At 68.9% G+C, this 13,785-nt stretch carries 14 protein-coding genes; 6 read left to right on the top strand and 8 right to left on the bottom strand.

Annotated features, from left to right (window positions below; genetic code table 11):
• Positions 1 to 153 precede the first annotated feature (153 nt).
• From BN6_RS04435 to BN6_RS04410, 6 genes are all read right to left on the bottom strand, one after another.
• Positions 154 to 1,338, bottom strand: a complete 1,185-nt coding sequence (locus tag BN6_RS04435; protein WP_015098343.1) for an ABC transporter ATP-binding protein — start codon at positions 1,336 to 1,338, stop codon at positions 154 to 156.
• Between the two features lie 4 nt (positions 1,339 to 1,342).
• Positions 1,343 to 2,188, bottom strand: a complete 846-nt coding sequence (locus BN6_RS04430) for a carbohydrate ABC transporter permease (RefSeq protein ID WP_015098342.1) — start codon at positions 2,186 to 2,188, stop codon at positions 1,343 to 1,345.
• Positions 2,188 to 3,144 (bottom strand): carbohydrate ABC transporter permease, encoded by a 957-nt coding sequence (locus BN6_RS04425; RefSeq protein ID WP_015098341.1) that lies wholly within the window; start codon positions 3,142 to 3,144, stop codon positions 2,188 to 2,190. The genes BN6_RS04430 and BN6_RS04425 overlap by 1 nt, the downstream gene beginning before the upstream one ends.
• Positions 3,141 to 4,382 carry an ABC transporter substrate-binding protein gene (locus tag BN6_RS04420; protein WP_015098340.1) on the bottom strand — a complete coding sequence of 414 codons (1,242 nt, stop codon included), beginning with the start codon at positions 4,380 to 4,382 and terminating at the stop codon, positions 3,141 to 3,143. The genes BN6_RS04425 and BN6_RS04420 overlap by 4 nt, the downstream gene beginning before the upstream one ends.
• Positions 4,383 to 4,557: 175 nt before the next feature.
• Positions 4,558 to 5,085 (bottom strand): general stress protein, encoded by a 528-nt coding sequence (locus tag BN6_RS04415; protein ID WP_041316022.1) that lies wholly within the window; start codon positions 5,083 to 5,085, stop codon positions 4,558 to 4,560.
• An 885-nt stretch (positions 5,086 to 5,970) separates the two neighbouring features.
• On the bottom strand, positions 5,971 to 7,182 hold the full coding sequence (locus tag BN6_RS04410; RefSeq protein ID WP_041311914.1) for an acyl-CoA dehydrogenase family protein: 1,212 nt from the start codon (positions 7,180 to 7,182) through the stop codon (positions 5,971 to 5,973).
• 144 nt (positions 7,183 to 7,326) lie between these two features.
• Here BN6_RS04410 and BN6_RS04405 point away from each other — a divergent pair, with 144 nt between their 5' ends.
• A complete protein-coding gene (locus BN6_RS04405; protein WP_015098336.1) occupies positions 7,327 to 7,626 on the top strand; it encodes a DUF4190 domain-containing protein in 300 nt (99 codons plus the stop codon).
• A 457-nt stretch (positions 7,627 to 8,083) separates the two neighbouring features.
• Here the strand turns inward: BN6_RS04405 and BN6_RS04400 are convergent, their stop codons facing one another.
• Complete coding sequence (locus BN6_RS04400; protein ID WP_015098335.1) at positions 8,084 to 9,043, bottom strand: HpcH/HpaI aldolase/citrate lyase family protein; 960 nt, start codon at positions 9,041 to 9,043, stop codon at positions 8,084 to 8,086.
• Between the two features lie 112 nt (positions 9,044 to 9,155).
• Here BN6_RS04400 and BN6_RS04395 point away from each other — a divergent pair, with 112 nt between their 5' ends.
• Together BN6_RS04395 and BN6_RS04390 are read left to right on the top strand one after the other, a co-directional pair.
• Complete coding sequence (locus BN6_RS04395) at positions 9,156 to 9,488, top strand: hypothetical protein (RefSeq protein WP_231904996.1); 333 nt, start codon at positions 9,156 to 9,158, stop codon at positions 9,486 to 9,488.
• Between the two features lie 71 nt (positions 9,489 to 9,559).
• Positions 9,560 to 10,426 (top strand): aminoglycoside phosphotransferase family protein, encoded by an 867-nt coding sequence (locus BN6_RS04390; RefSeq protein WP_015098333.1) that lies wholly within the window; start codon positions 9,560 to 9,562, stop codon positions 10,424 to 10,426.
• A gap of 10 nt (positions 10,427 to 10,436) precedes the next feature.
• On the opposite strand, the gene BN6_RS04385 is transcribed toward BN6_RS04390, so the two are convergent.
• Positions 10,437 to 11,279, bottom strand: coding sequence for a PhzF family phenazine biosynthesis protein (locus tag BN6_RS04385; RefSeq protein WP_015098332.1), 843 nt, complete (start codon positions 11,277 to 11,279; stop codon positions 10,437 to 10,439).
• 41 nt (positions 11,280 to 11,320) lie between these two features.
• Here BN6_RS04385 and BN6_RS04380 point away from each other — a divergent pair, with 41 nt between their 5' ends.
• From BN6_RS04380 to BN6_RS04370, 3 genes are all read left to right on the top strand, one after another.
• On the top strand, positions 11,321 to 11,788 hold the full coding sequence (locus BN6_RS04380) for a GNAT family N-acetyltransferase (RefSeq protein ID WP_015098331.1): 468 nt from the start codon (positions 11,321 to 11,323) through the stop codon (positions 11,786 to 11,788).
• A gap of 131 nt (positions 11,789 to 11,919) precedes the next feature.
• Complete coding sequence (locus BN6_RS04375; RefSeq protein WP_085983478.1) at positions 11,920 to 13,224, top strand: magnesium transporter MgtE N-terminal domain-containing protein; 1,305 nt, start codon at positions 11,920 to 11,922, stop codon at positions 13,222 to 13,224.
• Positions 13,217 to 13,723, top strand: coding sequence for a DUF1003 domain-containing protein (locus BN6_RS04370; protein WP_015098329.1), 507 nt, complete (start codon positions 13,217 to 13,219; stop codon positions 13,721 to 13,723). The genes BN6_RS04375 and BN6_RS04370 overlap by 8 nt, the downstream gene beginning before the upstream one ends.
• Positions 13,724 to 13,785: the final 62 nt, after the last annotated feature.

The raw sequence follows: 13,785 nt of genomic DNA, 5'->3' as shown, positions 1-13,785 counted from the left end.
GCGAATGCGCCACGAAAGCGGCGAGATGTGCGTTTGCTGCGCTGAATGGCCTATGGAGTTCGTCCCTGCCGATGGTCCCGGCTGGTCAGTAACTCCCCGTGACCTGTGACAAATGGGGGCCACCCGAGCGAGTCGGATGGCCCCCGGAGCCGATCAATCGCCGGAATAGGTCAGGTTGCGGCCGGTGCCGGGGTCGAACAGCTGCACCTTGTCGGCGTCGAACCAGATGTCGGCCTGCTCACCCTCGGTGGCCGTCGACGCGGCGGAGAGCCGGGTGACCAGCGAGACGCCGCCACCGGGCACGTCCGACGAGCCCGCGTCGGCGGCCAGCTCGGCCAGCTCCGCCGACGTGGCCTGTTCACCCGACAGGCTGAAATAGGCGTACTTGTCGGAGCCCATCGATTCCAGCACGTCCACGTGACTGGTGAACGTCACGCCGTGCGCGCGCACCGCGTCGTCCACCAGCCGGGAGTCCTCGAAGTGCTCGGGCCGCAGCCCCATGATCACCTCGCGCGGCGCGTCGGCGGCGGAGAGCAGCCCGTGCACCCGGTCGGTCAGCGGCACGTCGCCCAGCGGCGAGCGGACCGTCCCGCCCTCCAGCGCGGCGGGCACGAAGTTCATCGACGGCGAGCCGATGAACCCCGCCACGAACAGGTTGGCCGGGTGGTCGTAGAGGTACTGCGGCGCGCCGATCTGCTGCACCGAGCCGCCCCGCATCACCACCACCCGGTCGCCGAGGGTCATCGCCTCGGTCTGGTCGTGCGTCACGTAGACCATCGTGGTGCCGAGCTGCTTCTGCAGGCGCGACACCGAGGTCCGCATCTGCACCCGCAGCTTGGCGTCCAGGTTGGACAGCGGCTCGTCCATCAGGAACGCCTTGGGGCTGCGCACGATCGCCCGCCCCATCGCCACCCGCTGGCGCTGGCCGCCGGAGAGGTTGGACGGTTTGCGGTCCAGGTGCTGGGTGAGGTCGAGGATCTCGGCCGCGTCCTTGACCTTCTTCTCCACGGTGGCGTTGTCGACCTTCGCCAGCCGCAGCGGGAAGGCCATGTTCTCCTTCACCGTCATGTGCGGGTACAGCGCGTAGGACTGGAACACCATCGCGATGTCACGGTCCTTGGGCGCGCGCTCGTTGACCCGCTCGCCGCCGATGCGCAGCTCGCCGGAGGTGATGTCCTCCAGCCCCGCGATCATGTTCAGGGTCGTGGACTTCCCGCACCCGGACGGGCCCACCAGGATGATGAACTCGCCGTCGGCGATCTCGATGTCCACGTCCCGCACGGCCACTGCGCCGTCGGGGTACTGCTTGCTCACCTTGTCCAGCACGATCTCGGCCATTGCTTCACCCCTTGACGGCGCCGGAGGTCAACCCGGCGACGATCCGACGCTGGAAGAACAACACGAACAGGATGATCGGGATCGTGATCACCACGGCGGCCGCCGCGATCGACCCGGTCGGGTCCTCGAACTGGGAACTGCCGGTGAAGAACGACAGCGCCACCGGGACCGTGCGCGAGTTCTCGGTGGAGGTCAGCGAGATCGCGAACAGGAAGTCGTTCCAGCAGAAGATGAACACCAGGATGGCCGTGGTGAACACGCCCGGCGCGGCCAGCGGCGCGATCACCCGGCGGAACGCCTGACCGGGCGTGGCGCCGTCCATCTTGGCCGCTTTTTCCAGCTCCCACGGGATCTCCCGGAAGAACGCCGACAGCGTGTAGATCGCCAGCGGCAGCCCGAACGTGATGTAGGGCAGGATCAGGCCCGGCCAGGTGTCGAACAGCCCGAGCGTCCGCTCGATCTCGAACAGCGGCGAGATCAGCGAGATCTGCGGGAACATCGACACCAGCAGGGAGATCCCGACCAGCACCCGCTTGCCGGGGAAGTCCAGCCGGGCGATCGCGTACGCGGCCATCGTGCCGAACACCACCGCGACGGCGGTGGCGATGATCGCGATGCCGATCGAGTTCACCAGCGCCCGCACGAACTCCGTGGTGGCGAAGATGGACGTGTAGTTCTCCAGCGTCCACTCGCGCGGGATGAAGTTGCCGTCCGCCAACGTCTCCTTCGTCTTGAAGGACAACGAGACGATCCACAGCACGGGGAACAGCGCGTACGCCACGACCAGGACGTTGAGGACCGCCCACCGAGCCTTGCGCCCGGAGGTCTCGGCACCACCGATACCCGCCATCAGCGCCTCCCCCCGCCGTCACTGCCCGGTGCCGCCGTACCGAACAACTTGATGAAGATGAACGCGATCAACGCCACCATCAGGAAGATCAGCACCGACATCGTCGAGCCGATGCCCAGGTTCAGGCCCTTGATCAGGTTGTTGTAGGCGATCATCGAGACCGATGTCGTGCCCTGCGACCCTCCGGTCAGCACGAACAGGTTGTCGAACACCCGGAACGCGTCGAGCGTGCGGAACAGCAGCGCCACCAGGATCGCCGGTTTCATCACCGGCACCATCACCTTGGTGAACCGCTGCCACGCGTTCGCGCCGTCCATCGCCGCCGCCTTGAGCAGGTCGTCGGGCACCAGGGCCAGGCCCGCCATCAGCAGCAGCGCCATGAACGGCGTGGTCTTCCAGATCTCGGCCAGGATGACCACCATCAGCGCCGGGATCTTCTGCGTCAGCACGGGTTCGCCGCCCGCCACCAACTCCGACAGGTAGCCGGTGCCCGGCGTCCACGCGTAGCGCCACGAGAACGCGGCCACCACCGTCACGATGCCGTACGGGATCAGCGTCGACGTGCGCACGATGCCCCGCCCGACCAGCGTGCGGTGCATGATCAGCGCCAGCACCATGCCCAGCACCAACTCGATGATCACGGACACGACGGTGATCACGACCGTGATCCACACCGCGTTCCACCAGTACGAGTTGGACAGCACGGTGACGTAGTTGTCGAACCAGACGAACTCCTGGCGGTCCGGGAACTTCAGGTCGTACCGCTGGAGGGACAGCCACAGCGAGTAGAGGATCGGCCAGCCCGCGACCGCCGCCATCACCAGCACGGCCGGCGCGCACAGCAGCAGCCCCAGCCGCCGCTCGGCCTTCTTCCCCTCGCTCAGCGCGGCTCTGCCCGGCTTGCGCCCCTCGACGGGCGCCCGCTCGCCCTTCTCCTCGGACAACGCGTGGCTCATGGCAGCACCCCCTTGGAGTCGAGCGCGTTCTGCAACTCGGTGCGCAACCGCTCCGCGGTGGCCTCCGGGTCGATCGACCCGGGCGGCGACAAGATCGTGGAGATCACCGTCGAGACGTTCTGGTACGCCGGGGTGCGCGGGCGGACGCTCGCGTTCTTCAGCGTCTCCAGGATGGCTTCCTTCATCGGGTAGGGCTTGGCCATCTCCGGGTCGTCGTAGACCGATTCGATGGTCGGCGGCACACCGTCGTTGATGGCCGCGAACTTCTGGCTCTCCGCGCCCCGCAGGCACGACACCGCGTCGAACGACTTCTCGGACTGCCGGGTGAACGCGCTGACGGCGTAGTTGATCCCGCCGACCGTGACCTTGGCGCCGGAACCGTCGATCGACGGGTAGGGCGCCCACTTGAAGTTCGCCGCGAACTCGGGCTTCTTCTGCGCGGCGGCGTAGACGAAGGGCCAGTTCAGCATGAACGCGGCCTTGCCGCCCTCCATCGCCAGCCGCGCGTCGTCCTCGGCGAAGTTCGAGAACGACGGGTCCACCACGTCCGAGGTGGCGAACTTCTTGAGCACTTCGAGCGCCTTGACGGCACCGTCGTCCACGACGGCCTTGGTGCCGTTGTCGTCCAGGATCTCGCCGCCCGCGGAGTTGACCAGCGTGTTGAACAGGACGACCAGGCCCTCGTACTGCTTGCCCTGCGCCTCGACCAGGCCGGGCTTGCCCTCGGCCTTGAGCCGGGAGCCCATCTCGATCATCTCGTCCCAGGTCTTGGGCGGAGTGGGGACGAGGTCACTGCGGTACCAGAGGAGCTGGACATTCGTGTTGTCCGGAGCGCCGTACAGCTTGCCCTCGTAGCGGGCGGTCTCCAGCGGGGTGGACAGCGTGCCGTCCTCCACCGCGGACTTGGCCGAGCCGGTGAACTCCTTGATCCAACCGGCCTTGGCCAGCTCGGCGGTCCAGGTCACGTCGAGCGCGAGGACGTCCATCCCGTCGTCCTCGGCGGCGAGCCGGCGGACCAGCTGCTCCCGCTGCCCGTCGGCCTCGCGAGGCAGCTTGTGGTAGACGATCCGGTAGCCGTCCGCGGCCTCGTTGCACCGGTCGACGATCTTCTGGAAGTTCTCCTGCGGGTACTTGTAGACGTTGATGGTGATCCCGCCGTCACCCGAGCCACACCCCGCCAGCCCGGACGCCGCGACCAGCGCGGCACACCCGACGGCGGCCAACCGATGAGGTGTCATCGGCCCAGCCTCCTTCCCGACAGCGGAGGAGCCAGACCGCAGCGCCCGGCACCTCGTCGTGCCCCACCGAGCGGCCGCGAGGCCGACCGGTGGAACGAACGTAGGCCCGGTGATCAGGTGCCGCAACCACCGGAGCCCGGAAGGGCTCTACCCGGTGATCACCATCGTGAAACCCTCAGTCCTTCGGCGCGTCGACTGGCCGCATCGCGAGCTTGGCCAGCAGGTCGCGCCCGCGCTCGGCGTTGCGCGGCTGGCACAGCACGTCGTAGCGCCCGGCGACGAGCTGGCTGGCGGACTGGAAGTCCCGCTTGCCGCGAGCCGACCCGTACCCGACCGCCGCGAAGATCAACCCGAACCCGATGCCGACGATCAACCCGACGAGGATCGGCCCGAAACTGGCGCCGGCGTTCGTGTTGAACAAGGACAACAGCACACCGACGAACAACCCGAACCAAGCCCCGGAAGCAGCACCGGTCCCCAGCACCCGCCCCCACGTGAGGCGGCCGGTGACCCGTTCGACGAGCATCAGGTCGACACCCACGATGGTCACCTCCTGAACGGGAAAATCACCATCGGCAAGATGGTCGACCGCCCGCTGGGCCTCCTCGTAGGTGCCGTAGGAGCCGATCGGCCACCCGGTAGGTGGCGTGGGCAGTCGCGGCGGCACACCTGGCCGGCTCTGACCGGAGAAGGAACTCGTCACGGAGACCACCTCTTCTGCTGATCACCCCCATCCTGCCAAGGGCGGGCGAACAGCGCGAAACGGGTGACCCGGAACTCAACGCTTCCGTGACCTGAAGCCCCCGCCGCATATCACGACCCACCCACCGTGACCAGCCCGAACACCCAAGTCCACCCCACCCGAGCGCGGACCACCCCGGCCATCCCCACAGCCGAACACACACGACCGTTTGCGCAACGACCAGCAGCAGGGACCACCCGAAGTCAGCCCGACGGCAAAACTTCGGACCCAGACCCTCCCACCCCTTCGCCCATTCAGCCGAACCACACACACGCACCCACCAGTGCGCGCAGCGCACAATCCACCTGCCGCGTCGTGTCATCCCCGTATGGCCCGCGCGCCAGCGAACCGCGCTTGGGCAGTGAGGGCAAGCACGCCCTTCGCTTGCCCTCACTGCCCAAGGGTGGTTGTCTCCGACCGGGCCATACGGGGATGACACGACGCCCACCGCACTGCCCGTCATCCTTGGCGGCTCGCCCGTCCGGCGAGGACTCTTTTAGCTTGTTCCCCCAGGTCAACCCACCCGCAACGCCACCCAGGCGCGGCCGCCGGCCCCCGATCACCATTATCCCACGCCCCACCGACAATCCAGCCGACGCGACTCCCGCGCTCGCGCCTCGCACGACCTGCGAAACGCCCCACGCCGTACAACCCGCGAAACGCCCCCACGCCGTACAACCCGCGCAACGCCCCAAGCCGAGCACGACCTACGGAACATCCCAAGCCGCACGCCCTGCGAAACGCCCTCAGCCGTACGACCTGCGAAACGCCCTCAGCCGTACGACCTGGCGGAACGCGCCGAACCGAGCGCAACCCGCAGGGCCAGTCGCACGCGACCGAGCCAGGTCAGCCTCGGGACCGGTAGTCGCGCAGCAGGCCGCGGCTGATGATGGTCTTCTGGATCTCGCTAGTACCCTCGCCGATCAACAGGAACGGTGCTTCGCGCATCAGGCGCTCGATCTCGTACTCCTTCGAGTACCCGTACCCGCCGTGAATGCGGAACGCTTCCTGCGTCACTTCGGCGCAGTACTCCGAGGCGATCAACTTCGCCATGCCCGCTTCGACGTCGTTCCGCGCTCCGGAGTCCTTCAAGCGTGCCGCGTTGACCATCATCAAATGGGCCGCTTCGACCTTCGTGGCCATTTCGGCGAGCTTGAACGCGATCGCCTGGTGCTCCACGATCGGCTTCCCGAACGTCTTGCGCTGCTGGGCGTACTCGATCGCCAGCTCGAACGACCGCAGCGCGATCCCGCACGCCCGCGCCGCCACGTTGACCCGGCCGACCTCGACGCCGTCCATCATGTGCCGGAAGCCTTGGCCCGGCGTCCCGCCCAGCACCTGGTCGGCACCGATGGCGAAGCCGTCGAACACCATCTCCGTGGTGTCGACGCCCTTGTACCCCATCTTGTCGATCTTCCCCGGGATGGTCAGGCCGGGCAGGACCTCCCCGTACCCCTCGGGCTTCTCGACCAGGAACGCCGTCAGGTTCTGGTGGGCCTTCTCCGCGCCTTCGTCCGTCTTCACCAGCACCGCGGTCAGGTTCGACGTGCCGCCGTTCGTCAGCCACATCTTCTGACCGTCGATCACGTACGAACCCGCGCCGGCTTCACCCCCGGCCCGAGTCGCGCGCGTCCGGATGGCCGCCACGTCGGACCCCAGTTCCGGCTCGGACATCGAGAACGAGCCGCGCACCTCGCCGGTGGCCATGCGCGGCAGGTACTTCTGCTTCTGCTCGGGGGTCCCGTGCTGCTTGAGCATGTGCGCGACGATGAAGTGCGTGTTGATCACGCCTGACACCGACATCCAGCCGCGGGCGATCTGCTCGACCACCAGCGCGTAGGTCAGCAGCGACTCGCCGAGGCCGCCGAACTCCTCCGGGATGGTGAGCCCGAACAGGCCCATCTCCTTCATGCCCTCGACGATGTCCGCCGGGTACGTGTCGCCGTGTTCGAGCGCCTGCGCGTGCGGGATGATCTCCTTGTCCACGAACGTGCGGACCGTGGAGAGGATCTCCTCCTGGATGTCGGTGAGTCCAGCGGTCTGGGCCAGGCGCGCCATCGCAGGTATCCCTTCGTAGCTCCCGAGGTTACCGGCGAGTATGGCCGGGTTAACGCCCGTTCGCGTCACGAAGGTGCTCCGCGCCACCCGCTGAACCGAAACAGCGGGTTACCTTGTGCCCCCACCGCCTAGAGGGGAAGCTCCATGGCCTACTACCCGCAGGGTGGCTACTACCCGCCGCCCAAGCGCACCAACGGGATGGCGATCGCCGCGCTGATCTGCGCATTCGTCTTCGCCCCCGCCGGGATCGTGCTCGGGATCATCGCCCGCAACCAGATCAAGCGCACCGGCGAGGACGGGCGGGGGCTGGCCACCGCGGGACTGGTCCTCGGGGTCGTGTTCACGCTGCTCGGTCTGATCGCGGTGATCCTGTGGATCGTGGCCGTCTACTGGATCGTGAAGAACGGCAACGACATCTACACGACCTACACGTTCACCACCTGATCCAGACAGGCTCTCCGCCACCGCCCGCGAGGCCCGTGGCGAGGGTCGTGGCGAGGGTTCGAACGCGCGGAGATCTACGCGCCGAGTTCCAGCGCTCCACCGCAGTGCCGGCAGACGTCCGCGAACACGTGGACGTCCGTCGAGCACCTGGGACAGGTGCGGAAACTGCGCTCCAGCAGGTCGTCAGCGGGCCGCCGGCGGAACAGCCGTATCCGGGGCCTCGCATTACGGGAACGTGACATGGGAATCACCATGCACAGGCCCCACCCCTTGATCGCCAATTTCTCCGGCGATTTGTGGGAATGCTCACCGGGGAGGCCACTTTGTGTCGGCCTCCCCGGCACCTACCGTCACTCTTTCCCGGCTCGCCTTCCCGGCTTTCCCACTTCTCGTCTTCCCCGACCTGCTCCACCTACTCCGCTCACTCCGCTTCCCCGGCCTACTCCGCCTGCTCCACCTACTCCGCCGGAGGAGCCCACACGTCGGTCCGGGACATGCCCGCCGCACGGCCCTTGGACGAGATCACCAGCGCCATCTTCCGCGACGCCTCGTCGATCATCTCGTCACCGAGCATGACCGCGCCGCGCCGACCGCCGGCCTCCGACGTGTAGTAGTCGTACGCGTCGAGGATGTTCTCGGCGTGGTCGTAGTCCTCCTGCTTCGGGCTGAACACCTCGTTCGCCGCGTCGATCTGGCCGGGGTGCAGCACCCACTTGCCGTCGAAGCCCAGCGCGGCCGACCGGCCGGCGACCCGCTTGAAGCCGTCGACGTCGCGGATCTGCAGGTACGGCCCGTCGATGGCCTGCTTGTCGTGGGCGCGCGCCGCCATCAGGATCTGCATCAGGATGTAGTGGTAGGCGTCGCCGACGTCGTAGCCCGGCGGCTGCTCACCGACCACCAGGGACTTCATGTTGATCGACGCCATGAAGTCGGCCGGGCCGAAGATGATCGTCTCGACCCGCGGTGACGCGGTGGCGATCGCGTTGACGTTGATCAGGCCCAGCGCGTTCTCGATCTGCGCCTCGATGCCGATCCGGCCGACCTCGTAGCCCATGGTCTTCTCGATCTGGGTGAGCAGCAGGTCCAGCGCGTGCACCTGCTCCGCGGTCTGCACCTTGGGCAGCATGATGCAGTCCAGGTTCGCGCCCGCGCCCTCCACGACCTCGGTCACGTCCCGGTAGGTCCACTCGGTGGTCCAGTCGTTGACCCGGACGACCCTGGCCCGCGAACCCCAGTCGCCCTCGTTCAGCGACGCGACGATCGTCTTGCGGGCACCGGGCTTGGCCAGTGGCGCGCAGGCGTCCTCCAAGTCGAGGAACACCTGGTCCGCGGGCAGCGTGCGGGCCTTGTCGATCATCTTCTGGCTCGATCCGGGCACGGCCAGACACGAGCGACGGGGACGCTGCTGGTCGACCACTGGGGTACCTCCTCGTACCGGCCGGTAACTCTCGTTCTGCGAAGGGTGGCACGCGGGGTGGTCGGCCGCTATTTCGTGAGTCCCGGCTCACAGGCCGTGGCAGGCTGAACCGGTGGAGATCACCCGAGTGCTGGACAACGCCCTCCGCAAGGCCGCTGCGGTGTGGGTCGCACCCGCCGGGCACGACGCGCGCCTGGTGTGGGCGCTGTGGCGGGACGACACCGTCCTGGTCGCGGTCGGTGGGTCCGAGCAACGGGTGCCCGGACTGTCAGACGGCGTGACGTGCACGCTCACCGTGCGCTCGCCGTCGACGCACTCCCACCTGGTCACCGTTTCCGCTACCGCGCGTCTGATCACCCCCGACGACGAGACCTCGACCGCTCTGCGGACCGCGCGGCTGAACACCACTCCCGTGTGGGATTCCGTCTACCGCTTGGAACTCTGACCCTTTACCTCCACCCCCACAGCCGCACGCGCCCAAGAATCCGCACGCCTACGGAACACAGAGGAGGCCGCGTGATCATCGTTCCGCCGGACTTCGCCATCGACCACGGCGACGACGTACTGGCGTGGCGGGACACCCTGCCCGCACTGGCCACCGAGTTCTGCGCCCGCTGGGAGCTGACCCCGGACGGCGACCTGATGAACGGCTACGTCGCCGTGGTGCTCCCGGTGCGACGTGCGGACGGCACCGCAGCCGTGCTCAAGCTGACCTGGCTGGACAAGGAGACGCGGCAGGAACCGTTGGCGCTCAGGGCGTGGAACGGCGACGGCGTCGTGCGCCTGCTGGACAGCGACGACGAGCGCGGCGCGCTGCTGCTGGAACGCCTCGACCACACCCAGACGCTGCTCGACACGTCCATCGAGGAAGCCCTGGAGGTCACCGGCGGCCTGCTGCGCCGGTTGCGCCTGCCCGCCGGGCCGCAGTTCCGCCGCGTCTCGGTCGACGGGCTGGCGGAGGAGAACGCGAACCTGGGCGGGATCGTGCCCGACCGGTTCGTCGGGCTGGCCGACGAACTGGGCCGCGAGCTGACCGCCACCGCCGGGAACACGCTGGTCAACCAGGACCTGCACTACGAGAACGTGCTGCGCGCCGACCGCGAGCCGTGGCTGATGATCGACCCGAAGCCGGTCGCCGGGGACCGGGAGTTCGGCGTGGTCCCGTTGCTGTGGAACCGGGCCGACGAGGTGGCGGGCGAGCGCGGCGTGCTGGACCGGATGGCCGCGCTGTGCGACCTCGGCGAGCTGGACGCCGAACGCACCCGGTTGTGGACGCTGTACCGGGCCGTCGACAACTGGTTGTGGTGCACGGAAGCCGGTGAGCACGAGCTGGCCGGGCTCAGCGAAGTGATCGCGCGGGCTCTGATCCAGCAGACCTCTTGATCAGGAGGGCTCAAGGCACCCTGATCTGCCCGTGCGCCACCGGAACGACCCGGCCACCGACCGCCACGTGCGTCGCGACGCCGCCGACCGTCGTCACCGTGCAGTCCAAAGTGGAGGGACGTCTCAGCTCTTCGCCTTGGCGCACCGTGATGTTGTGCTCGCCGTCGCCGTGCAGGAGCCCACGGTCGGCCAACCACACGCCGAGCGCGAGGGCGGCGGACCCGGTGGCCGGGTCTTCTCCCCCGGTCCGCCGGAACATCCGGACGTGCGCCGCGCCGTCGACGAACGACACCGCCACCAGGCCACGTCCGACGACGTGCTCGGCGAGGTCGGCGCGCGGCACGGCCCGGGTCACGGCGTCGGCGCGGACCGGGAGGAACGTGAAGTCCAGGCCCGCGCCCGCCACCCCGGCCTCGGCGTGCGGATAGACGTCCGACCGGAACAGGCCGAGCGCGCCGGCCAGCGGCCCCGCGTCGAGGTAGTCGCCGACGACCGGGGCGTCCCCGGTCAGCGTCGCCCGTTCCGCGTCGAGCACCACGCGGTGCAGGCCGCGCGCGGTCTGCTGGGTCGCCGGGCCGTGCGGCAGGCCGCCGGTGGACCCCAGCAGCCAGGCCGTGCCGATGCTGGGGTGGCCCGCGAACGGGAGTTCGGTGATCGGCGTGAAGATGCGCAGCCGGTAGTCGGCGGCGGGATCGGTGGGCGGCAGCGGGAACGCCGTCTCGGAGTAGCCGAACTCCTGCGCGACGGCCTGCATCTGGCGGTCGGACAGTTCCTCGGCGTTGTGCACGACCGCGAGCTGGTTGCCGGCGAAGGGGCGGTCGGTGAACACGTCCAAGACGTCGTAGTTCAGCACGGGTTCGACCCTAGACCTGGTTCGCCGGGATCATCGGGTTCGTGGATTCCGTCGAGATCGTGACTGCCGGGCCGGATCGGATGAGCGCCGTGGCCGAACTGCGGTGGCGCTGGGCGGAGGAGGTGCACGGGACGCCTTCGACGGGGTTGGCCGAGTTCGTGACGAGCTTCACGGCGTGGGCCGCGGAGCACCTTGGATCGCACCGGTGCTGGGTGGCTTTGCGGGGCGGAGGGGTGCGGGGGATGGCCTGGTTGGCGCTGACTCCGCGGGTGCCGTACCCCGGTGCGGTGGAGCGGGTGTCGGCGGACGTGCAGTGCGTGTACGTGGTGCCGGAGGAGAGGTCCAACGGGATCGGGGGGCAGTTGATCGACGCGGTGCTGGTGGCCGCGTCGGAGTCCGGGGCCGAGCGGGTGACCGTGCACTCCAGCGTGCGGGCGGTGTCGGTTTACGAACGGCACGGCTTCTCCTCGTCGCCGCTCCTGCTCCAGGCCGTGCCCGGCACCGGGTGATCTACGCCGCGGTCAGGCCACGGTCCGAGCGCGGTCCGAGCGCGGTGCAAGCCGCGGTCCGAGCGGTGATCCGAGCTGCGGCGCGAGCGAGGCGTGGAGCGGCCGGGCGCGACCTTGGTTAGCCTGGCCCGGTGGTCGCCGTGAACAGGGTTTTCGCCGCTCAGCTCGCCGGACTGCCCGTGTTCGGGCCCGACGGGGAATCCATCGGCAAGGTTCGCGACTTGGTGATCGGGTTGCGCGTCGACCGGCAGCCGCCGCGCGTGCTGGGTCTGGTGCTGGAACTGGCCACCCGGCGGCGGATCTTCGTGCCGATGCTGCGCGTCACCTCGATCGAGCCGAACGCCGTGACGCTCGCCACCGGGTCGGTCAACCTGCGGCACTTCCACCAGCGCACCAACGAGGTCCTCGTCGTCGGCGAACTGCTCGACGCCCGCGTGCGCGTGGACAGCGCGGTGGGCGGCGGGGCCGGTGGGGCAGGTGGGGCAGGTGGGGTTGACGGCGGGAAGGACGCGGTGCTGGTCGACGCGGCCATGGAACCGACCCGGACCAGGGACTGGCGGATGACGCGGGTCGCGGTGCGGGAGCGCACCGGCCGGCTCGCGCGGCGCGGTCCGGTGCAGGTGCTGCGGTGGGAGGAGCTGACCGGGCTGTCGGTGACCGAGATCGCCGGGCAGCCCCAGGGCGCGCAGCACCTGGTGGCGATCTTCGAGACCATGCGCGCGGCGGACGTGGCGCTGGCGCTGCACAGCCTGCCGGTGAAGCGGCGGTACGAGGTGGCCGAGGCGCTGGACGACGAGCGGCTGGCCGACGTCATCGAGGAACTGCCCGAGGACGACCAGAAGGACCTGCTGGCGCACCTGGACGAGGAGCGCGCCGCGGACGTGCTGGAGGCGATGAACCCCGACGACGCCGCCGACCTGCTGGCCGAACTGCCCGAGCGGGACAAGGACCGGCTGCTGGACCTGATGGAACCGGAGGAGTCGGCCCCGGTGAAACGCCTGCTGGAGTACAACTTCGACACCGCGGGCGGGTTGATGACCCCGGAACCGGTGGTGCTGGCGCCGGACGCGACGGTGGCCGAGGCGCTGGCGCACGTGCGCAACCCGGACCTCACGCCGGCGTTGGCCAGCATGGTGTTCGTGTGCCGACCGCCGACCGCCACGCCCACCGGGCGGTACCTCGGGTGCGTGCACATCCAACGGCTGCTCCGCGAACCGCCGTCCGACCTGGTGGCCGGAGTGCTGGACACCGACCTGGCGACGTTGACGCCGGACGCGTCGCTCAGTGACGTGACCAGGTACTTCGCCGCGTACAACCTGGTGTGCGGGCCGGTCTTGGACGAGTCGGACCACCTGGTGGGCGCGGTCACCGTCGACGACGTGCTGGACCACCTGCTGCCGGACAACTGGCGGGAAACGGGGCTGACCCATGCCTGAGCTGCCACGCCGCCGACTGGACCAACCGCGTCAGCCGGGGCGGTTCCGGTTCGAGCTCGACCCGGAGGCGTTCGGCAGGTTCTCCGAGCGCCTCGCCCGGTTCCTCGGCACCGGGAAGTTCCTGTTCTGGCAGACGCTGCTCGTCATCGTGTGGATCACGCTGAACCTGGTCGCGGTGTCCCTCCAGTGGGACCCGTACCCGTTCATCCTGCTCAACCTGGCGTTCTCCACGCAGGCCGCGTACGCCGCGCCGCTGATCCTGCTGGCCCAGAACCGGCAGGACGACCGGGACCGGGTGTCGTTGGAGGAGGACCGGGCGCGGGCCGCCCAGACCAAGGCCGACACCGAGTACATGGCGCGGGAACTCGCCGCGTTGCGACTGGCCCTGGGGGAGGTCGCGACGCGCGACTTCCTGCGCGGCGAGTTGGACCGGGTGTTCCGGGAGCAGCGGCGCAAGGCGTTGAAGGACGATCCGCGGTGGGACGACGTGCCGTCCTAGCTGGTCTGTCCGTCTGTCGGTCTGTCCGTCTGTCGGTCGGTTGTTGGTCGGTGGTCGGTGGT

It is taken from the genome of Saccharothrix espanaensis DSM 44229 (assembly GCF_000328705.1).
In the GTDB taxonomy this organism is placed as follows: domain Bacteria; phylum Actinomycetota; class Actinomycetes; order Mycobacteriales; family Pseudonocardiaceae; genus Actinosynnema; species Actinosynnema espanaense.
The sequence above is the reverse complement of the archived record's forward strand: the minus strand, read 5'-3'. Positions and strand labels throughout refer to the sequence as shown.

What these genes read in the sequence shown, in the direction of transcription:
- BN6_RS04435 (WP_015098343.1), bottom strand. Translation starts at nt 1,338, where the DNA reads ATGGCCGAGATCGTGCTGGACAAGGTGAGCAAGCAGTACCCCGACGGC.
- BN6_RS04430 (WP_015098342.1), bottom strand. Translation starts at nt 2,188, where the DNA reads ATGGCGGGTATCGGTGGTGCCGAGACCTCCGGGCGCAAGGCTCGGTGG.
- BN6_RS04425 (WP_015098341.1), bottom strand. Translation starts at nt 3,144, where the DNA reads ATGAGCCACGCGTTGTCCGAGGAGAAGGGCGAGCGGGCGCCCGTCGAG.
- BN6_RS04420 (WP_015098340.1), bottom strand. Translation starts at nt 4,382, where the DNA reads ATGACACCTCATCGGTTGGCCGCCGTCGGGTGTGCCGCGCTGGTCGCG.
- BN6_RS04410 (WP_041311914.1), bottom strand. Translation starts at nt 7,182, where the DNA reads ATGGCGCGCCTGGCCCAGACCGCTGGACTCACCGACATCCAGGAGGAG.
- BN6_RS04405 (WP_015098336.1), top strand. Translation starts at nt 7,327, where the DNA reads ATGGCCTACTACCCGCAGGGTGGCTACTACCCGCCGCCCAAGCGCACC.
- BN6_RS04370 (WP_015098329.1), top strand. Translation starts at nt 13,217, where the DNA reads ATGCCTGAGCTGCCACGCCGCCGACTGGACCAACCGCGTCAGCCGGGG.